This window comes from Kineococcus halophytocola (assembly GCF_041276425.1).
Taxonomy (GTDB): domain Bacteria; phylum Actinomycetota; class Actinomycetes; order Actinomycetales; family Kineococcaceae; genus Kineococcus; species Kineococcus halophytocola.
In genome coordinates, this window is record NZ_JBGFTU010000006.1 from 1 (window position 1) to 19504 (window position 19504).

At 74.7% G+C, this 19504-nt stretch carries 16 protein-coding genes and 1 pseudogene; 11 read left to right on the top strand and 6 right to left on the bottom strand.

Going from position 1 to position 19504, the window contains the following annotated elements; translation table 11 throughout:
• The 5 genes from AB2L27_RS06170 to AB2L27_RS06190 form a co-directional block, all read left to right on the top strand.
• Window positions 1-1348: ABC transporter substrate-binding protein (locus AB2L27_RS06170; RefSeq protein WP_370440603.1), on the top strand; the 1348-nt coding region annotated here is incomplete at its 5' end.
• Window positions 1349-1353: 5 nt separating this feature from the next.
• On the top strand, window positions 1354-2292 hold the full coding sequence (locus AB2L27_RS06175) for a carbohydrate ABC transporter permease (protein WP_370440604.1): 939 nt from the start codon (window positions 1354-1356) through the stop codon (window positions 2290-2292).
• The gene (locus tag AB2L27_RS06180) at window positions 2289-3194 is read left to right on the top strand and encodes a carbohydrate ABC transporter permease (RefSeq protein WP_370440605.1); all 906 of its coding nucleotides are present in this window, start codon (window positions 2289-2291) and stop codon (window positions 3192-3194) included. Before AB2L27_RS06175 ends, AB2L27_RS06180 begins: the two co-directional genes overlap by 4 nt.
• A 50-nt stretch (window positions 3195-3244) precedes the next feature.
• On the top strand, window positions 3245-5410 hold the full coding sequence (locus AB2L27_RS06185; protein WP_370440606.1) for a beta-galactosidase: 2166 nt from the start codon (window positions 3245-3247) through the stop codon (window positions 5408-5410).
• A gap of 31 nt (window positions 5411-5441) precedes the next feature.
• Window positions 5442-6806: a glycoside hydrolase family 15 gene (locus AB2L27_RS06190; RefSeq protein WP_370440607.1), complete on the top strand. Its 1365-nt coding sequence runs from the start codon at window positions 5442-5444 to the stop codon at window positions 6804-6806.
• A gap of 6 nt (window positions 6807-6812) precedes the next feature.
• On the opposite strand, the gene AB2L27_RS06195 is transcribed toward AB2L27_RS06190, so the two are convergent.
• The 4 genes from AB2L27_RS06195 to AB2L27_RS06210 form a co-directional block, all read right to left on the bottom strand.
• Entirely contained in the window at window positions 6813-7961 is a 1149-nt protein-coding gene (locus tag AB2L27_RS06195; RefSeq protein ID WP_370440608.1) for an acyltransferase family protein, read from the bottom strand.
• Between the two features lie 91 nt (window positions 7962-8052).
• A complete protein-coding gene (locus AB2L27_RS06200; RefSeq protein ID WP_370440609.1) occupies window positions 8053-8673 on the bottom strand; it encodes a GerMN domain-containing protein in 621 nt (206 codons plus the stop codon).
• Complete coding sequence (locus tag AB2L27_RS06205) at window positions 8670-10022, bottom strand: HAMP domain-containing sensor histidine kinase (RefSeq protein ID WP_370440610.1); 1353 nt, start codon at window positions 10020-10022, stop codon at window positions 8670-8672. Before AB2L27_RS06205 ends, AB2L27_RS06200 begins: the two co-directional genes overlap by 4 nt.
• Window positions 10019-10753, bottom strand: coding sequence for a winged helix-turn-helix domain-containing protein (locus tag AB2L27_RS06210; RefSeq protein WP_370440611.1), 735 nt, complete (start codon window positions 10751-10753; stop codon window positions 10019-10021). The genes AB2L27_RS06205 and AB2L27_RS06210 overlap by 4 nt, the downstream gene beginning before the upstream one ends.
• A gap of 188 nt (window positions 10754-10941) precedes the next feature.
• Here AB2L27_RS06210 and AB2L27_RS06215 point away from each other — a divergent pair, with 188 nt between their 5' ends.
• Window positions 10942-11295 carry an STAS domain-containing protein gene (locus AB2L27_RS06215; RefSeq protein ID WP_370440612.1) on the top strand — a complete coding sequence of 118 codons (354 nt, stop codon included), beginning with the start codon at window positions 10942-10944 and terminating at the stop codon, window positions 11293-11295.
• 14 nt (window positions 11296-11309) lie between these two features.
• Window positions 11310-11537 (top strand): hypothetical protein, encoded by a 228-nt coding sequence (locus AB2L27_RS06220; RefSeq protein WP_370440613.1) that lies wholly within the window; start codon window positions 11310-11312, stop codon window positions 11535-11537.
• 27 nt (window positions 11538-11564) lie between these two features.
• Here AB2L27_RS06220 and AB2L27_RS06225 read toward each other — a convergent pair whose 3' ends face one another.
• On the bottom strand, window positions 11565-12575 hold the full coding sequence (locus AB2L27_RS06225; protein WP_370440614.1) for a helix-turn-helix transcriptional regulator: 1011 nt from the start codon (window positions 12573-12575) through the stop codon (window positions 11565-11567).
• Window positions 12576-12811: 236 nt separating this feature from the next.
• On the opposite strand from AB2L27_RS06225, the gene AB2L27_RS06230 reads away from it, so the two are divergent.
• Genes AB2L27_RS06230 through AB2L27_RS06245 form a run of 4 tightly spaced genes read left to right on the top strand, consistent with a single transcriptional unit; the run spans window position 12812 to window position 18108 of the window.
• Window positions 12812-13816 carry a sugar ABC transporter substrate-binding protein gene (locus AB2L27_RS06230; protein ID WP_370440615.1) on the top strand — a complete coding sequence of 335 codons (1005 nt, stop codon included), beginning with the start codon at window positions 12812-12814 and terminating at the stop codon, window positions 13814-13816.
• 1 nt (window position 13817) lies between these two features.
• Entirely contained in the window at window positions 13818-15320 is a 1503-nt protein-coding gene (locus AB2L27_RS06235; protein WP_370440616.1) for a sugar ABC transporter ATP-binding protein, read from the top strand.
• Window positions 15317-16393, top strand: a complete 1077-nt coding sequence (locus AB2L27_RS06240; RefSeq protein WP_370440617.1) for an ABC transporter permease — start codon at window positions 15317-15319, stop codon at window positions 16391-16393. The genes AB2L27_RS06235 and AB2L27_RS06240 overlap by 4 nt, the downstream gene beginning before the upstream one ends.
• The gene (locus AB2L27_RS06245) at window positions 16390-18108 is read left to right on the top strand and encodes an amidohydrolase (protein ID WP_370440618.1); all 1719 of its coding nucleotides are present in this window, start codon (window positions 16390-16392) and stop codon (window positions 18106-18108) included. The genes AB2L27_RS06240 and AB2L27_RS06245 overlap by 4 nt, the downstream gene beginning before the upstream one ends.
• Before the next feature lie 71 nt (window positions 18109-18179).
• Here AB2L27_RS06245 and AB2L27_RS06250 read toward each other — a convergent pair.
• A pseudogene (locus AB2L27_RS06250) lies at window positions 18180-19396 on the bottom strand (globin domain-containing protein).
• Between the last annotated feature and the right edge of the window lie 108 nt (window positions 19397-19504).

Consider the following 19504-nt stretch of genomic DNA (forward strand, 5'->3'; position numbering starts at 1 on the left):
CCACTCCCCCCGCCCGCCCTCCGTGCCCTCCCGTGGATCCCTCTCACGACGGTCCCTGCTGAGCGCCGCCGGCGGTGCCGGCGCCGTGGCCCTGCTGTCCGCGTGCGGTTCCGGCCCCGCCGCGCCCGTCACCTCCGGGGCGGTGGACCTGGCGCTGTGGACCCACGACCAGGGCTACCAGGACTTCTTCGCGGACGGTGTCCCCGTCGCGGACGCGGCCACCGACTTCACCTACGACCTGACCGTCACCCGCGCCGGGGCCCAGGACCTGGTCACCAAGCTGCTGGCCCAGGCCGTCGCCGGCAGGGGAACCCCCGACGTGATGGGTTTCGAGATCGGCAACTTCGCCCGCATGATGCGCGGCGACCTCGCCGAACGGCTGCTGGTGGACTGGGACGAACGGGTCGCCGACCTCGGCGACGACCTCATCCCCGCCCGCCGCGCGCCGTACACCATCGACGGCAAGCTGTACGCCCTGGACTCCGACACCCCCATGTCCGTCTACTACCACCGTCAGGACCTCTTCGAGCAGTACGGCCTGCCCACCGACTTCGAGACCTGGGACGACCTCGCCGAGATCGGCACCCGGCTCGCCGCCGACGAGGGCGTGGCGCTGGGCGCGGTGGCCACCGGCAGCGACCTGGGCCAGGTCGTGCAGGTGTTCACGATGCTGCTGCTGCAGCGCGGGGGCGCCCTGTTCGACGCCGACCAGAACCTCGCCCTGGACTCCCCCGAAGCGGTGCAGACGCTGCAGTTCGTCGTCGACGGACTCCGAGCGGGCTTCATCACCGAGGTCTCGGACTTCTACGGCGCGAGCATGCAGGCGGCGCTGAAGTCCGGCCAGGTCGCCGGGCTGTGGATGGCCAGCTGGTACTCCGCCTTCGGCCTCAAACCCAACGTGCCCGAACAGGCCGGTGCGTGGCGGCTGCGCCCGATGCCGCGCTGGGGCCAGGAGGGCTACGCCACCGCAGTGGCCGGTGGCACCGGTTTCACCGCCCTCGTCGACAAGGCCGCCACCCAGGCCGCCGGCGACTTCCTCGCCGCCACCTGGATCACCCCGGAGGGGCAGATCCGCCGCTTCCGGGAGCTGACCTACCTGCCCACGCTGCGCTCGGTGTTCGACTCCCCCGAACTCGAGGTCGCCGACGAGTTCTTCGGTGGCCAGCAGGTCATCGAGGTCTACCGCGAACTCGTCGACGACATCCCCGACTACTACCAGAGCGCCGACCAGTCCATCCTCAACGACGTCCTCTCCGGGTACCTGGTGCAGGCCTACCGCGGGGACCTCACCCCCGCCCAGGCCATCGCCGGCGCGGCCGAGGACTTCCGCAACCAGGCCGAGAGGTGAACCCCGTGAGCACCGGAACCCTCCCCGCGGCGACCGCACGCCCCCCGCGGCGCGGCCGGGGGACGGCGCGGGCCGCGAACGCGCCCACCCGCGCGCCGTACGCCTTCATCGCCCCCTTCTACGTCCTCTACCTGCTCTTCATGGTCGTCCCGATCCTGGCCTCGCTGTACCTGAGCCTGACCGAGTGGGTCGGCCTGGGCACCCCGTCCTGGGTGGGGCTGCGCAACTACGGCAGCCTGCTCACCGACTCCAGCTTCCACAAGGCCCTGGTCAACACCGGCGTCTACGTGCTGGTCGCCGTGTTCGTCATCGTCCCGATCTCCCTGCTGCTGGCCACCGCGCTGAACGCCCGCGGGCTCCGGGCGCGCGACACGTTCCGGGTCGTCTACTTCGTCCCGATGGTCGTCTCCCCCATCGTCGTCGCCCTGATCTTCTCCCTCGTCTTCGACCAGCAGTTCGGCCTGGCCAACGCCGGTCTGCAGGCGGTCTTCGGCGCCGGCGGCATCGACTGGCTCGGGGACCCCTGGCTGGCGAAGCTGTCCATCGCCCTGGTCACCGTGTGGCGCTGGTCGGGCTACCTGACGATCTTCTTCCTCGCCGGGTTGCAGAACGTCCCCAAGGACCTCTACGAGGCCGCGGCGCTGGACGGTGCGGGGTGGTGGCGCTCCTTCACCGCGGTCACCCTGCCCGCGCTGCGACCGGTGACCGCCTTCGTCGTCGTCACCTCCTTCATCTCCGCCGCGCAGATCTTCGACGAACCGTTCCTGCTGACGCGCGGTGGACCGAACGACCAGACCATCTCCGTGGCGCTGTTCATCTACCGCGCCGCCTTCGAACGCCAGCAGTTCGGCTACGCCGCCGCCGCCGGTGTCGTCCTGTTCGTCGTCGTCTTCGCCATCAGCCAGGGCTTCAACCGGCTGCTGGGCATCGGGAGGTCCTCATGAGCACGCCGGTCGTCGACCGCCCCCGCGAGGACCCCGGCCAGGGGCCCGGCACCTCGGGCCGCCTGCGCCCCGACCGCGGCCACGGGCGGGGTTCCCGCGCCCTGCTCTACCTCACCCTGACCGTGCTGGCGCTGGTCTTCCTCGCCCCGCTGCTGTGGGCGCTGTCGGGTTCCTTCAAACCGCGCGGGGACATCTTCGCCACCCCGCCGCGCCTGCTGCCGACGAGCCCCACCCTGGAGAACTACCGCACGCTGCTGACCGAGCAGCCGTTCTGGACGTGGTTCGCGATCAGCACCGCGGTGGCCCTGATCGCCACCGTCGTCTCCGTCTTCGTCTGCGCCATGGCCGGTTTCGGCTTCGCCAAGTACCGCTTCGCGGGCAAGAGGGTGCTGTTCGCGCTGATGTTCTCCTCCCTGTCCATCCCCTTCGCCGTGATCCTCGTCCCGCTCTTCGTGCTGCTGGTCAAGGCCGGTCTGGGCAACCCGTGGTTCGCGCTCATCGTGCCCTGGGTGGCACCGGCGTTCGGGATCTTCATGATGCAGCAGTTCATCGTCCAGTCCGTGCCCGACGACATCCTCGAAGCCGCCCGCATCGACGGCTGCAGCGAGGCGCGGACCTTCTTCACCATCGTCCTGCCGCTGCTGCGCCCCTCCCTGGGGGCGCTGGCGGTGTGGACGTTCCTGCAGAGCTACAACAGCTTCCTCTGGCCGCTGGTCATCATCTCCGACACCAGCCGCGCGACCGTCCCCCTCGGCCTGCAGACCCTCTTCCAGTCCGAGAACCGCGCCTACGACCTCGTCCTGGCCGGTTCCGTGCTGGCGACCGTGCCGACGATCCTGGTCTTCCTGCTGCTGCGTCGCCAGCTGCTGGAAGGTCTCGCCGCCGGCGCGGTTAAGGGCTGAGGACGTCTCCCGACGCACCCGATCCGTTCGATCCACCACGAAGGGCCCCGATGTACACCTCCCCCTCCCGCGTCCTGTTCGGCGCGGCCTACTACCACGAGTACCAGCCCCGCTACCGGGACGGGCTGGAACCCTCCGCGCAGTTGAGCGCGGACCTCGACCTCATGGTCGAGGCGGGTTTCACCGTCATCCGCGTGGGCGAGTCGGTGTGGTCGACGTGGGAACCGCAGGAGGGCGTCTTCGACCTGGACTGGTTGGCCCCGGTCCTCGACGGCGCCCACGAACGCGGGATCGCCGTCGTCCTGGGCACCCCCACCTACGCGGTGCCGCCGTGGCTGGCGCGGCTCTACCCCGAGATCACCGGGGAGACCGGCACCGGGCAGCGACTGGGCTGGGGGGCGCGCCAGGAGGTCGACTTCACCCACCCCGCGTTCCGCTTCCACGCCGAGCGCGTCATCCGCCGGATCGTGGCCCGGTACGCCGACCACCCCGCGGTGATCGGGTTCCAGGTCGACAACGAACCGGGTCTGCACCTGTTCCACAACCACGGCGTCTTCCAGCGCTTCGTGGACTCCCTGCGCCGCACCTACGGCGACGTGGAGACCCTGAACCGCGAGTGGGGCCTGGTGTACTGGTCGCACCGGCTCTCGGACTGGGCGGACCTGTGGCGCCCGGACGGCAACGTCCAGCCGCAGTACTCCCTGGCCTGGCGCCGCTTCCAGGCCGAGCAGACGACGCAGTTCATCGGCTGGCAGGCCGACATCGTGCGCGAGTACGCCCGCGGTGCGCAGGAGGGACGCCCGGGACAGTTCGTGACCACCTGCATCTCCTACGACCGTCCCACCGTCGACGACGAGGCCGTCTCCCGGCGCCTGGACGTCACCGCCGGGAACCCCTACTACACGATGCAGGACGGCCTGGCCCTGCCCAGCGCCGAGGACGAACCGCAGGGCTGGACGACCAACGGGTTGTGGGCGATGTACCAGTCCGCGGACCGCATGCGCTCCTCCCGGCAGTCCAACTTCCTCGTGACCGAGACCAACGCCCAGGCCATCGGCATGCCCTGGGTCAACCAGCCCGCCTACGACGGGCAGTGGAAGCAGGTCGCCTGGGCGCTGGTCGCCCGCGGGGCGGACATGGTCGAGTACTGGCACTTCCACACCCTGCCCTTCGGCGCGGAGACCTACTGGGGCGGTGTGCTGCCCCACAACGGCCGACCCGGTCGCGTGTTCGCCGAGATCTCCGACCTCGGCGCGCAGTTCGCGGCCGCCGGGGACCTCGTCACGGGCCTGGCGCCCCACCACGACGTCACGCACCTGTACTCCCAGGACTCCAAGTGGTCGATGTGGGAGGCCCCGCCGCTGGCCACCGCCGAGGGCGGGCCGGACCACCGCGCCTACCAGCACATCAGCGAACCCTTCTACCGCGGCGCGTTCGACGCCGGCGCCCAGCAGCGCCTGCTGCACACCGCCCAGCTGCCGGTGCACGCCGACGAGCGCGAACTCGCCGCGTTCGTCGCGGACAACCCCGTCCTGGTCGCCGCCGGGTTCTACGTCACCGACGACGACGCGCTGACCTTCCTGCACCGCTACGCCACCGCCGGGGGCCACCTCGTCCTGGGTCCGCGCACCGCCTACGCCGACACGGAGAACCGCGCCCGCCCCGACCTGCAGCCCGCCCTGCTCGCCGAGGCCGCCGGGGTCCACTACGACGAGTTCTCCAACCTCACCGGCCGTCTGCCGGTGAGCAGCGACGTCCTCGACCTGCCGGCCGGAGCGTCCGCGACCCGGTGGGCCGACGGTCTGCAGCCGGGTGCGAGCGCCGGCACCGAGGTGCTCCTGAGCTACGAGGACCGCCACTACGGCCGCTGGCCGGCGATCACCACCCGCCGCACCGGGTCCGGGCGCGTCACCGTCGTCGGCACCGTCCCCGACCCCGCGCTCGCGCAGGCCCTGTTCACCTGGGCCCTGCCGCAGCGGGACGGCACCTGGCGCGGGCAGGGCCCGGCCGTGACGGCCACCTCCGCCACCGCCCGCGACGGCTCGACCGTCCGCTTCCTGCACAACTGGTCCTTCGACCCGGCCGAGGTCACCCTGCCCGCCACCGTCGTGGACGTGGTCGGCGGGGACGAACTGGCCGCGGGCAGCGTCCTCACCCTGGGCGCCTGGGACGTGCGGGTCCTCCGCCAGCGCGGCGGGGACGCCGGGGAGGGGTGACCCCGCACCGCACCTCGGGGAGACTGGACCCGTGCGGTCCCAGCTCTCCGACGACGCCACCCCCGGGGTGGTGAGCCGGCCGGGTGCGGGCGAGGACGCCGGCCGGCCCCGCCCCTGCCGCCGCCGGGCCCTCCTGGCCGGCGCCGCGGCGGGGGTGCTCGCCGGCGGCGCGGGGGCCGCGGCGCTGTGGTGGCCCCGGCCGGGGGGCGAGGCCCGGCCGGGCCTGCTGGGCTGGCCCGGGGACCCCGACCGGGCCGCCGCCGTCCCGCGGGAGCAGGCCTGGGTCGCCGCCGGTCGCGTCCCCGGGGCCGGTGGTGCCCACGAGCCGATGGCGCGTCAGGCCCTCGTGGACCTGAACCGGCTGGTGCGGCACAACGGTTCCGGCGAGCTGCCCGTGACCTTCCTCGCCGGCCCGGCCGGGGCGTGGGCCTACTCCTGGCCCCGGGACGGGGCGTTCGCCGCCGCGGCCTTCGCCCGCACCGGTCACCGGCCCGAGGCCGTGTCCGTCCTGGCCTGGATGCGGGCGGTGCAGGACCTCGGCGACGACGGCGGGTTCGAGGCCCGCTACGACGCCCGGGGTCAGGCCCCGGACTCCCGCCACGCCCAGGCCGACGGCGCCGGGTGGGCGGCCTGGGCGATGGCCGAGGTGCTCACCGGGCCCGGCAGCGGTTTCCGGCGGCCCGCGGACCTGGACGACCCGCGGCTGAGCCCGACGGCCCCGCTGTCCCCGCTGCTGCGGCGCACCAGCGCCTACCTGCTGCGGGTGACCGGGAACGGGACCCGGCTGCCGGCGCCGTCCTCGGACTACTGGGAGCGCCGGGAGCGCCGGCTCACCCTGGGCACTGCCGCGGTGATCCTGCTGGGGTTGCGGCACGCCGCGCTGGTCTACGCGCACCTGGGCATGGGCGCCGCCGCGCGGGGGCTGGACCGGGCCGCGCGGCGGCAGGCGGACCTGGTCCACGAGGCGTTCGCCCCCAGCGGCTACCAGCGGTACGCCGAGTCCGACGGGGACGGGGACGGCACCGGCCCGTGCGCCTCGACGTGCTTCCTGCTGCCGCCGTTCACCGCGACCGCCGACCCCGGGGTCCTGGCCGCCTGGCAGCGGTACCAGCGCGAGGCGGCCCGCCCCGCCGGCGGTGTGGCCCCGGGGGTCGGGTGGAAGGACGACGGCATCTCCTGGACCCCGGAGGTGTCGCTGGTCGCGTTCAGCGCCGCCGCCGCCGGCCGCGACGGGCAGGCCCGGCGGTGGCTGGACTGGCTGGACGCGCACCGCACCCGGGAGGGCAGCATCCCCGAGAAGGTGCTGGCCGACGGGGCCCCGGCGGGACCGGCGCCGCTGGGGTGGAGCGCCGCGAACGTCCTGCTGACCCTGGAGCGGCTCGGCACCGCGCTCTGAGCCGGTTCACCCCGCCCGGCTCCGCATCGGCCCCCGGTGGCCCGCGCCGGAGGGGCCGGGACCGCCCGTCCGGGTGAACCGGGCCAGCAGCCACGCCCGGAACGGGCGCTGCAGGGGGCGTTCGACGAGACGGTGCAGGCCCCAGGCCAGGGCCAGGCAGCCGGCGACCGTCACGGCCAGGGTCCCCCAGCGGCCGGCGCGGGGGGCCAGGACCTCGATGAGGGCCCACCCGACGTACTCGTGGGTCAGGTACAGCGGGTACGTCAACGTCCCGGCGGCGGTCAGCCACCGCCGGTCCAGGTCCCGCACCCGCGGCACCAGCACGGTGACGGCGACCAGCCCCACGCACCCGGTCACCACCGCGGCCAGGACGGCGACGCTGACGTGCGTGCGGCTGACCAGGTCGGCCACCGCGGGGGCCTGGGCGAGGGCGGCCAGGACGGCGGCCTGGGCGGTGTTCAGCACCAGCAGCAGCCAGCGCCGGACGGTGTGCCCGTCGCGGTGCAGGACGTGCAGCACGATCCCGGCCGCGAACAGCGGGGCGTACCCGAGCAGCGTGACCACGCCCGCGGCGGGCGGGACGGCCAGCACGAGGGCGGTGCCCAGCAGCGGCACCCACGTCGCCGCGGCCAGCAGCCGCCGGCGGGTCCAGCCCAGCAGCAGCAGGACGACGACGAGCAGGTAGAACTGCAGCTCCACCCACAGCGTCCAGTACACGCCGTCGACCCGGGGCACCCCGAACAGGTCCTGGACCATCGTCAGGTTCACGGCGACCTGCGCCGGGGTGCGGTCGCCGAACCCCGGCCAGAGCCAGCGCAGGGTGGCGGTGAGCAGCACCGCGGCCCAGTAGGCCGGGTAGAGCCGGCTGACGCGGGAGGCGACGAAGGCCCCGACGCCGCGGCCGGCGGCCGAGGCGGTGACGACGACGCCGCTGACGACGAAGAACAGGTGCACGCCGGCGTAGCCGTAGGCGGTGAGGGCCGACAGGTGCGGGAAGACTGTCCCGGTCAGCGCGCCCCAGCGGGTGTGGTCGCGGGCGGTGAAGTGGAAGGCGAGCACGGCCAGCGCGGCCAGCAGGCGCAGCGCGTCCAGCGCCCGCAGCCGGCCACCGGGGCGGCTCGCGGGGTCGGCGGGGCGGGGGCCGGGCACGGTCACGAGCCCCGAGCATGGGGCCTGCCCCGCCCCGGCGCGTGCGGAACCGGTGGGGGGCCAGCGCGGGGTCAGCAGAGGATCGGTGCGGGGACCGTCACGGCGCCTGCCCGGGTGGAGCCAGCAGGGAGGCGTAGTCCGCCGCGGTCAGGACCCGCTCGGTGAGGGCGCCGCCGGGCAGGGGCACCTCCCGGTCGACGCCGTCGCGCTGCAGCCGCACGCCCTCCAGCCCTGGGACGGAGGTCAGGCTGAGGACCACCTGCCCCACGGCCAGCGGCAACCGGTCGGCGCTCTGGTCCTCGGACAGCCCGCCCACCTCGACGGTGACCACGCCGTCGGCGAGCGCCCCGGCGCCGAGCCGGACGTCGGCCCCGAGCGCGCTCTGCAGGCCCGCCGCGCGGTCGTCGTCGCTCGGTCCGGCCCGCAGCCGGCTCAGCACGGCCCGCACGGCCTCCTGCGCGGTGGCGGGTTCGGCGGCGAGCGGGCGTCCGGTCAGGTGCAGGTCGGCGTCGAGCAGGAACACCCGCACGGGCCCGGGTGCCGCGCTCGTCGGGGTCTGCGGGGAGGGCGCGGTGGGGGACGGGGCCGGTGAGGACAGGGCGTGCGGGACGCGGGTGGGGTCCACGGTCCGCACGGTGCCGTCGGAGGGCACCCCGCAGGCGGCGACCACCCCCACGACGGCGGCGGCGACGGGGATCAGGGCTCGGGCGGGCCTCACGAGCGGTCCTGCGCGAGCGGCAGGCGCAGCACGAAGCGCGCCCCGCCGGCCGGGGAGGCCGTGCACCACACCGCCCCGCCGTGCGCCCGGGCCGTCTCGGCCACCAGGCTCAACCCCAGTCCGGCCCCGGGCAGCGCGCCGCGGGAACCGGCGCGGGCGAACCGCTCGAAGACGCGGTCGCGGTCGGCCACGCCCACCCCGGGGCCCTCGTCGTCCACGACGAGCAGGGCGTCACCGGCCTGCACCTGCACGCTGACGCCGCTCGGGCCGCCGGCGTACCGGTCGGCGTTGTCGAGGAGGTTGACCACCGCGCGGCTGACCTGCTGCTTGTCGACGACGACGGGGACGGCAGCGGCGGGGCGGGCCAGCAGGTCCCCCGCCGAGCGGTCCCGCAGGACCTGCGCGGCCAGGTCGGTCAGGTCGACCGGGGTGCGTTCGCGGTGCCCGGCACCCGACTCCAGGCTGGCGAGCTCGAGCAGGTCGTCGAGGGTGCGGGCGAAGCGGTCCAGTTCCCGGCCCACGAGGTCCAGCGCCTGCCGGGAGCGTTCCGGCAGCTCCTCGCGGCGACGGCGCAGCAGGTCCACCCCCGTCACGAGGGTGGTCAGGGGCGAGCGCAGCTCGTGGCTGACGTCGGCGGAGAAGCGGGCCTCGCGCTCGATCTGCTCCTCCAGCGCGTCGACCATGCTGTTGAACGAGCCCACGATCGTGGCCAGGTCGGGGTCCACCGTCGTCGGCAGCCGGGTGCCGACCTCACCGCCGGCGATGACGGCGGCGGTGCGGGCGACCCGGTGCAACGGGGCCACGGCCCGGCGCGAGGTCCACAGGCCCAGACCGGCCCCGCCGAGGCCCGTGAGCAGCGCGCACCCGCACAGGGCGGTGCGCAGGGCGGTCAGCGTCCGCTCCAGCTCCGCCACGCTGGACAGCTCGTAGAAGTCGGCGCCCACGGCGGGCAGCGGCAGTCCGACGGCCAGCACCGGCTCCCCCGCCACGACGGTCCACGACACCCCCGTCGAGCCCTCCCGCACCCCCCGGGTCAGGGCGGGCGGGAGGTCGTCGAAGGAGACGTCCAGGGTCGTGGAGAACCGCTGCCCGGCCCGGTCGAGGAGGATCTGGGCGCCCGCCGGGGCCGCCACCGCCCCCAGCACGTCGCTCACCGCGACCCCGGAGGTCCCGAGCCCGTCGCGCACGAAGGAGGCGTCGGCGAACGCCTGCCGGGTCGCGGACTCCTCGCGCTGGCCCAGGAGGTAGCTGCGGGCGGTCGTGTACGTCGCGACCGCGCCCGTCACCGCGAGCGCCGCGGCCCCCGCGGCGAACATGAGGGTCACCCGGGCGCGCAGGCCCAGGTTCACCGCGGGTCCAGCCGGTACCCCAGGCCCCGCACGGTCGCGACGAGCCGGGGCGCGGAGGGGTCCCGCTCCACCTTGGTGCGCAGCCGGCGGACGTGGACGTCGACGATGCGCTCGTCGCCGAAGAACCCGCGGTCCCACACGCGGTCCAGGAGCGCGGCGCGGCTGAGGACCCGGCCGGGCGCCTCGGCGAGCTCGCGCAGCAGCCGGAACTCCGTGACCGTGAGGTGCACGAGCTCCTCGCCGCGGCGGACCTGGCCACCGGCCGCGTCCAGGACCAGGCGCGGGGCCCCGTCGTGGCCGGCGTCGAGGACGACGGTCCCCTCCCCCCGCTCCGGCTGCGGCGCGGGACCGGCGTGGCGGCGGCGCAGGGCCCGCAACCGGGCGGCGAGCTCGTCGAGGTCGAACGGTTTCGTCACGTAGTCGTCGGCCCCCGCCTCCAGGGCGGCGATGACGTCGCTCTTGTCCCGGCGCGCGGAGACGACGATGACGGGTGCCCCGCTGACGGGGCGGACCCGGCGGATGAAGGAGAACCCGTCGATCCCGCCGAGCATGAGGTCGACGACCATGACGTCGGGCTGGGCCCCGAGGCTGGAGCCGACCAGGCCCAGGGCCTCCTCGGCGCTGGCCGCGCCGCTGACGAGGTACCCCTCGTCCTCCATCGCCAGCGTGAGGGACGCACGGATCCCGTCGTCGTCGTCGAGCACGAGCAGGTGGGGCCTCACCCGGGCCATGCTGCCAGTCCCCGGCCGCGGTCGTGACGCTTCGTCACACGATCGCAAAGGAGCTGCACCGACAACCGCAACACAGCCCCGGCAGCGTGGTGCCCACGCCCCGTCGTGATGGAGCGACGGGGCGGCCACCGTCGCGGGGCAGCCGCAGGTGTCGTCGCAGGAGCAGTCGCAGGGGTGGGGGAGGACGCGTGGACAGGACGTCGCCGGTGCGGCTGGAGGGGAGCCCTGTCCTGGTGCTGGACCCCCACGACCTGCGGGGCGGCCTGGGCGTCCTGCGCTGGCGGCTGGGCCGCCTGCTGGACGGCCCGATGACGGTCCTCGTCGTCGACGTCAGCGGGCTGACGACCCTGTCCTCGGCCACGGTCGCGGCCCTGCTGCGGGCCCGGCGGTTGTGCCGGGCCCGCGGGGGGCACCTGGTCCTGCGCAACCCGCGACGGTCCGTGACGGCGGTCCTGCGCCGCTCCGGTCTCGAGGACCTGTTCGAGACCACCTTCGACGAGGTGCCCGAGCACCGCGCCGCACCCCAGCCCCAGGCCAGTTGACCCGAGGAGCCCCCGTGACCACCACCGTGACCGCCACCGTGACCGCCCCGCCGCTCGTCTCGTCGTTCGCCGCCGAGATCGCCGTGCAGACCGAGCTGTCCCGCCGCCAGCTCGCCGACGGGATCGCCCGCGGCGACGAGGCGGCGGTGGAGTCGGCCCACGTGCGGCTGGCCGAGCTGGCGGACCTGCACCTGCACCACTCCCCCGACGAACCCGGGGCGGCCGTCCCCGACGGGCGCTGAGCCGGGCCCGCGGGTCGGCCCCGCGGGTCAGACCCGGTGCAGCAGCAGGCGCACGTCCTCGGGCGTGGCGTCGGGGGCCAGGTGCAGGACCCCCTCGCGGTGGGCCCAGGAGGCCGCGTGCACGCGCGAGGCGCTGCCGGTCTTCCACCGCACCGAGTCGACGTGCGTGTGCACCGTGCGGACCGAGATCCCCAGGCGCTCGGCGATCTGGGCGTTGGCCATCCCGGCCGCCACGCACGTCAGCACGTCCAGCTCGCGGCGCGAGAGCCCGCACGGGACCTCCCCCGGTTCCAGCCGCACGAGCAGCCGGTCGGAGTGCTGCCCGGGCCCGGGCCCGGCCACCACGCGGTACCAGGTGCCCCCTTCCTCCCACCACGCGTCCAGCCGCCGGCCCGGGGTCGACCGCACCGTCCGCAGCGCCCGGGCCAGCCGGGGGTCGCGCGCGACGGCCGGGCACTGCGACCCCGGCAGCGGGTGCAGGCCCCGCGCGTCCAGGACCGCGCTGACGCCCCGGGGCCGCGACGCGCCGGTGGCGTCGCGCACCCGCGTGACCACCGCGTTGAGGGCCGGGGCCAGGGCCCCGGCGCGGGCCTGCTCGGCCGGGCCGAAGCGGGCGGTGCGCGCGGAGAAGTGCACGAACCCGGCGGTGGCGCCGTCGGGGTCGACCAGGTGCACCGACATGCCGTCGACGAAACCCTGCGGGGCCAGGTGCTGCCGGTAGAAAGTGCCCTCCAGGAAGCTGCTGCCCACGTCCTGGGACAGCGTCGGCGGTGGCCAGCTCGCGCACAGGTACCCCAGGTCGGGGGTGCGCATCCAGTCCTGGGCGACGGCGTCGCCCCAGCCGTGCCCGAAACCCCGGCTGGCCAGCGTCGAGGTGGGGGCCCGGGCGGGTTCCCCGGCCCCGACGAGCTGCAGCGCGGAGGCGTCGCTGGGGATGAGGGTCTCCAGCAGCCCGAGCACGTCGGCCCCGACGTCGGTCTGCGCGCTGCCGGCGAGCGTCCCCAGGCCGGCTGCGGCCCGCAGCAAGTCCGCGTCCACCGTGCACCTCCGCTCCACCCCGTTCGACTCCCTGCGGAGACGGTAAGCCGCCGGACGTCAGCTCTCAAGCACTTCAGCGCGGCGACCACCGGACGATGGAACCTTCGCGGTGGGTACTTGTACGGATCCTGACGGACGGGACAACCTGGTTCCGTGTCCGGTCACCGGCGCCTCACCGACGAGGCCCGCGCGCCGCACGTCCAGCGCACTCCCCGACGAAACGCCAGGAGCCAGCCATGGTCAGTCGCAGAACCCTCCTCCTCGGCGCAGGTCTGTCCGTCGTGGGTGCCACGACCGCCTGCGGCACGACCACCGAGCAGCCGGGGGCCGGCGGCACCGCGTCCGGTTCGGCCGGGCCCCGGCCGGTCAAGAAGATCCTGTTCGACTACCCGTTCACCTCGCTGCCGATCTACGCGGCCCTCACGCCGATCATGGTCGACTACGCCAAGTCGAAGTCCGTCGAGCTGGAACTGACGAACGACAACAACGACCTGTCCCAGCAGATCACCAACCTGACGACGTACCTGAACTCCGACGTCGACGCGGTCGTCTCGTTCCCGGCCGACCCGGCGAGCCTGGAGGTCATGGCCAAGCAGTACAAGGCCGCCGGGAAGTACTGGGTCACCTACGGCGGTGACCTGCCCACCCAGGACGCCACGCTGCAGTTCTCCTTCGAGGACTCCGGCCGCCAGCTCGCCCAGCACGCCGGGGCGTGGATCGACGACACCCTGGGCGGTCAGGCCAAGGTCCTCATCATCGAGGACCAGACCATCCAGATCGGCCGCGAGCGCACCAAGGGCCTCGTGGAGGGGCTCGCGGAGGCGGCGCCGGGGGCGCAGATCGTGGTCCAGCAGCAGGGCGTCTCGCCCTCGGAGGCCCTCAGCGTCACCTCGGCCGCCCTGTCCCAGCACCCCGACATCGCCGTCGTCCTGACCGCCGTCGGGGACGCGGCCCAGGGCGCCTTCCAGGCCCTGGTGACCGCCGGGCGCTCCGAGACCGACCCGAAGACCTACGTCGGCGGGCTGGACGCGAACCTCTTCGCGCTGCAGAAGATGAAGGCGGGCACGTTCTTCCGGGCCACGGTCACCGTCGACGGCATCGCCATCGCGCACGCCGTGGTCGACATCCCGCTGGCCCTGGGCCAGGGGAAGGAAGACGCCAGCATCGACCTGCCGGTCTCGCTCATCACGATGAACGACCCGGCCGCCGTCGACGCCCAGATCAAGATCTTCGGCGGCTGACGTGGGTCTCGTCCTGCAGGGGCTGACCAAGCGGTACGGCGCCACCCTCGCCCTCGACGGCGTGGACCTGACGATCCCCTCGGGTTCGGTGCACGGGTTGCTGGGGCACAACGGCGCCGGCAAGTCCACGCTCATCAAGTGCCTGGGCGGGGCCACCTCCCCGACGGCGGGGACGATGGAGCTCGACGGGCAGCCCCTCGTGGACCTCACCCCCCGCCGCGCCATCGCCTCGGGGGTGGCGGTCATCTACCAGCACCTGTCCCTCGTCGGGAACCTGTCGGTGGCCGACAACCTGTTCCTGGGGCAGGAGGTGCGCTCGGGCGGGGTACTGGTCCACGCCCGCCACCAGCGGGAGGCGGCCGCGGCGACCCTCGCCGAGCTGGGGTCCTCGATCTCCCCGCGCACCCTGGTGCGGGACCTGCCGATCGGTCAGCGCCAGCTCGTGGAGGTCGCCAAGGCGCTGCAGCGCAACGCCCGTCTGCTCGTTCTCGACGAGCCGACCGCCTCGCTGGCGGGGGACGAGGCGGCTCGGCTCGTCGAGCTCGTCGAACGGCTGCGCGAACGCGGGCTGGCGATCCTGTACGTGACGCACCTGCTCGCCGAGGTCACCCGGCTCGCCGACCGCGTCAGCACGCTGCGCGACGGCAAGCAGGTCTTCGAGTCCGACATGGCCGGGCTGACGACCGCCGACCTCGCCGCGTCCGTCAGCGGCCGGTCGGCGGGCCGCCCGCCCGCGCCGCCGGCCCCGCCGGCGGACCCGCCCGTCGTGCTGCGCACCCGCAGGCTGCAGGGCCGGGGCATGGGACCGGTCGACCTGGACCTGCGGGCCGGGGAGGTCGTGGCCCTGTTCGGCCTCGTCGGGTCCGGCCGCACCCGCATCCTGGAGACGCTGTACCGGGGCGGCACCCAGGAGACCGAGGTCGACGGGACGCCCGTCGCCGTCGGCAGCCCGGCGAAGTCGCTGCGGGCCGGCATCTGCCTGGTCCCCGGCGACCGCCGGACGCAGGGGTTGTTCGGCCGCCTCTCGGCCCTGGACAACAGCGTCTTCGGCGTCCTGGCCTCCCTGGGCCGCGGGCCGGTGCGCTCGCGGGCGGCCGAACGACGGGCCTTCACCGACGTCGCCCGGCACGTGGCCCTGCGCCCCCTGGTCCCGGAACTGCCCGCCGAGAACTTCTCCGGCGGCAACCAGCAGAAGGTCCTCATCAGCCGTTCGCTGCAGCAGGGCGACCGGCTGCGGGTGCTGCTGCTCGACGAACCCACCCAGGGCGTCGACGTGGGCGCCCGGGCGGAGATCTACGACGTCGTGCACCGTCTCGCCGCGCGCGGTGCCGCCGTGCTGTTCGCGACGAACGAGGCCGACGAGGTGCTCGCGCTCGCCCACCGGTGCCTCGTCGTCCGCGACGGCCGCATCGTGGAGGAGCTCGACGTGGCCGACCTGCAACCCCGCGACCTCGTCGTCCGCCTGCACGACGCCCCCGCCCACCAGGAGAGGAACTCCGCATGAGCGCCACCTCGACCCCCGACGCCACCTCCGGGGCCCAGCGCTCCGGCCGTGCGCCGGCGCCGGTGCAGTCCGTCCCGCTCGGCGCCCGGATCCGCTCCGGCCTGACCCACAACCCGTTGCTGGTGCTGCTGGTCGTCATGGTCGCGGCCCTGCAGGTCACCACGGGCACGGCCCTGAACTGGGGCAACCTGCGCGGGGTCCTGCTGGACGCCGCCGTCATCGCGATCGTCGCGGTCCCGGGCGCGATGCTCGTGATCTGCGGCTACATCGACCTCAGCGTCGGGTCCACCCTGGCCCTGGGCGGGGTGGTCGCCGGCAAGGTCATGGCCAACGGCCAGGGCAACCCGGCCGTCGCGGTGGTGCTGGCCGTCGCCGTCGGGGCGTTCGTGGGGCTGGTCAACGGGCTCCTCAGCACGTACTTCGGGTTGTCCTCGTTCATCGTCACCCTCGGGTCGCTGACGGCCGTGCGCGGTGTCGCGCAACTGCTCAGCCCCCTGCCCGTGAACACCTTCGGCGACACGTTCGGGTTCCTCGGGATCGGCACGATCGCCGGGGTGCCCCTCGCGGTGTGGCTGGCCCTGGCGGCGCTGCTCATCGCCGGTGCGGTCCTGACGATGACCCCCGTCGGGCGGCACGTGTACGCGATCGGCGTGAACCGCGAGGCCGCGTTCCTGTCCGGGGTGCGCGTGCAGCAGGTCCCGCTCGTGGTCTTCGTCCTCAGCGGTGCCGCGGCCGCGTTCGCCGGCGTCGTCACCGTCGCGCGGCTGAACAGCGCCCCCGCCGGCCAGCTCGGCCTGGGGTTCGAGCTGCAGGTCCTGACCGCCGTCCTGCTCGGCGGGGTCGCCCTCACCGGCGGTGAGGGCGGCATGTTCGGGGTCACCCTCGGCGTGCTGTTCCTGGGGATGCTGCGCAACGGGTTGACCCTCCTGGGGGTCACGACGTTCTGGCAGAGCGTCGCCAGCGGTGTGGCCCTCGTCGCCGCCATCGCCATCGCCAAGGGGACCCACTCCGTCCGGCAGCGGCTCGAGGCCCGAGCCGCGCCGACCCCCAAGAGTTCCGGAGGGAACGCATGACCGAGTCCACGACCGCCCCCGACGTCCTGTTCCACGGTGGACGCCTGTGGACGCAGGACCCCGACCGCCCGTGGGCGCAGGCGCTCGCCGTGACCGGTGGCCGCATCAGCGCCGTGGGCCAGGACGCCGACCTGCGTCCCACGGCCGGTCCGCGGACCCGGGTCGTCGACCTGGGGGGCCGCTTCGTCGTCCCCGGCCTGGTCGACGGCCACATCCACCTCAACCTCGGCGGCTCCCAGGCCCGCTGGGAGATGCCCGTCTCCCCCGACGCCGACCTGGAGGCCGTGCTGGAGACGGTGCGCGCGTGGGCCCGGGACCTCCCGCAGGACGCGTGGGTCATCGGCGGCATCGTCAACAGCGCCGTCCTGGAGGCCGCCGACGCCGACGCCGCCGTGGTGGCCCGGCTCGACGAGGCCGCCGGCGGGCGGCCCGTGCTGCTGCGGGACGTCTCGATGCACAACCGCTGGGTCAACTCCGCCGCGCTGGAGGCGATGGGGGTGCGGCAGGACAGCGCCGACCCCGACGGCGGGCACTTCGGCCGCACCCCCGACGGGTCCCTCAGCGGGGTGCTGGAGGAGATGGCCTCGGCCCTGGCCGAGGACGCGTTCGCGCAGGCCGTCCCGGACCCGGCCGCCCGGACCCTCGGCTCGATCGAGGAGGCGGTCCGCGTCGTGAACTCCTTCGGGATCACGAGCGTGCAGGACGCCGCGACGACCCCCGCCCCCGTGGAGGCCCTGCGCACCCTGGAGGACGAGGGCCGGCTGACCCTGCGGATCGTGACGTCCGCCCCGGTCCGGCCGTTCCTGGAGGCCAGCGTCGTCGGTGACGAGCTCGTCGCCGAACTGCGCCGGCACCGCAGCGAGCTCGTGCGGCCCGACTTCGTCAAGGTCGTGCTGGACGGGGTCCCCATGACCCGCACGACGGCCCTGCTGGCCCCGTACCGCTGCCACCACCACGGCGACGAACCGGAGTACGGCGAGCTGTACTGGGAGCAGGAGGACCTGGTCGAGCAGGTCGCGCACTGCTACGACCTGGGGGTCGGCGCGAAGTTCCACGCCACCGGCGACGCCTCGGTGCGGGCCGTGCTGGACGCGGTCGAGACCGTGCGCCGCGAGCGCGGCCCGGGCCCGCTGTTCCAGATCGCGCACGCGGAGTACGTCGACCCCGTCGACCTGCCCCGGTTCGCGGCGCTGGACGTCGTCGCGGACGCCTCGCCGTACATCTGGTACCCCGGGGTCGTGCAGGACGCGGTCGCCGGTCAGATCAGCGAGGAGCTGTACGACGCCAGCTGGCCGGTGCGCGACCTCGTGGAGTCCGGCGCCGTCGTCGCTGCGGGGTCGGACTGGCCGTGCGTCCTGCCCACGCCCGACCCGTGGACTGGGTTGCAGACCCTCGTGACGCGCCGGAACATCGACCCCGCCGTGCCGGGGGCGCTGAACCCGGGGCAGGCCGTCGACGTCGCCACCGCGCTGACGGCGTTCACCTCCGCCCCGGCCGACGCCGCGGGCCTAGGTGGGGAGGCGGGCCGGTTGCGCCCGGGCCTGTCCGCGGACTTCGCCGTGCTCGACCGGAACCTGTTCGAGGTCCCGGTCGAGGAGATCCACCGGACGGTCGTGCTGCAGACGTGGTTCCGCGGCGACCTCGCCTACGAGGCCGTCACCCCCGACGCCGCCGGGACGGGCGGCGCGGACCGGGTCCGGCAGGACGTCGGCTGAGGCGTCCCCTCCCCGATCCGGGCCCACCACCTGCGCAGGTGGTGGGCCCGGTTCGCGTGCGCCCGGGGACCTCAGGCCGGCGGCCGGCGGGCCCACAGGTCCGGGCCGAAGACCTCGTAGCGGATGTCCTCCGCCGGCACCCCCCGGGCCAGCAGGCCGGCGCGGACGTGGCGCATGAACGGCAGCGGCCCGCAGGTGAAGACCTGCACCCCCGCCGGCAGCGGCACCTCGTCGAGGTCCCTGAACCCCGGCCGCGACACCGGGTCGGCGGGGTCGACCTGCTCGTACCAGGTCCAGGCGGTGAAGTCGTCCAGTTCCCGCCCGGCGCGCAGCACCGTCTCGCGCAGCCCGTGGTCACCGGCCGTGCGGTCGGCGTGGGCGACGACGACCGGCCGCCGGGGCTGGGTGCGCGCCACGTGCTCCACGACGGGCAGCCTCCACGACGGGCAGCACAGTGGTGATCCCGCCCCCGCGCTGACCAGCAGCAGGGGTGCCTCGTCGTCGTCCAGCACGAAGTCCCCCGCCGGGGCGCTCAGCTCCAGCAGGTCCCCGGCTGGACGTGCTCGTGCAGGAACGTGGAGACCCGCCCGTCGGGGGCGCCGCCCACGCCGCGCACGCGCCGGACCGTGATCTGCAGCCGCGTCCCCTGCCGGGTGGAGGAGACCGTGTCCTGGCGCGGCTGGCGGGACCCGTCGGGCAGGTCGACGACCACCGAGACGTCCTGCCCGGGCGGGACGTGCGGCACCGCGCCCCCGTCGGCCGGTTCCAGGAGCAGGGAGACGACGTCGGCGGTCTCCTGCACCCGCCGCGCCACGCGGTAGGGGCGCAGCGGCTGGGCGGGGTCGACCCCGGCCGCGGCGTACAGCCGCGCCTCCTCGGCCACGAGCTGGGTGGCGAACAGCCAGTACACCTCGTCCCAGGCGGCGGCGACCTGCGGGGTCACGGCCTCCCCGAGGACCTCGGCGACGGCGGCCATCAGGTGCCGGCCGACGATCGTGTACTGCTCGGGCCGGGTGCCCAGGGAGACGTGCTTGTGGGCGATGCGCCGCAGCACGTGCTCGAAGGACGGTGCGGTCGGGTCGATCAGGTGCACCGCGTGGGCGACCACCGAGGCCGCCAGCGCGCGGGGCTGCTCCCCGGTGGCCTGGTTGGCCTGGTTGAACGTCCGCAGCAGGTCGGGGTGCTCGGCGAACATCCGCGGGTAGAAGCGGGCCGTGACCTCCTCGGCGTGCTGGGCCACCACCGCGGCCGTGGCCTCGACCACGGCGGCCGAGGACGGGGACAGCAGGGTGGTGGGCGCGGACGGGGACGGGTGGGCACGGGCTCGCCTCCGGGGAGCTGCGGGGGGCGGCACGTCGGGCGCGCCGCTCGGGGGTCCGGTCACGGTAGGGGCCGT

Excerpts from the sequence above, each read along its gene's own strand:
- AB2L27_RS06180 (WP_370440605.1), top strand. The coding sequence starts at position 2,289 with ATGAGCACGCCGGTCGTCGACCGCCCCCGCGAGGACCCCGGCCAGGGG.
- AB2L27_RS06230 (WP_370440615.1), top strand. The coding sequence starts at position 12,812 with ATGGTCAGTCGCAGAACCCTCCTCCTCGGCGCAGGTCTGTCCGTCGTG.
- AB2L27_RS06210 (WP_370440611.1), bottom strand. The coding sequence starts at position 10,753 with ATGGCCCGGGTGAGGCCCCACCTGCTCGTGCTCGACGACGACGACGGG.
- AB2L27_RS06185 (WP_370440606.1), top strand. The coding sequence starts at position 3,245 with ATGTACACCTCCCCCTCCCGCGTCCTGTTCGGCGCGGCCTACTACCAC.
- AB2L27_RS06245 (WP_370440618.1), top strand. The coding sequence starts at position 16,390 with ATGACCGAGTCCACGACCGCCCCCGACGTCCTGTTCCACGGTGGACGC.
- AB2L27_RS06240 (WP_370440617.1), top strand. The coding sequence starts at position 15,317 with ATGAGCGCCACCTCGACCCCCGACGCCACCTCCGGGGCCCAGCGCTCC.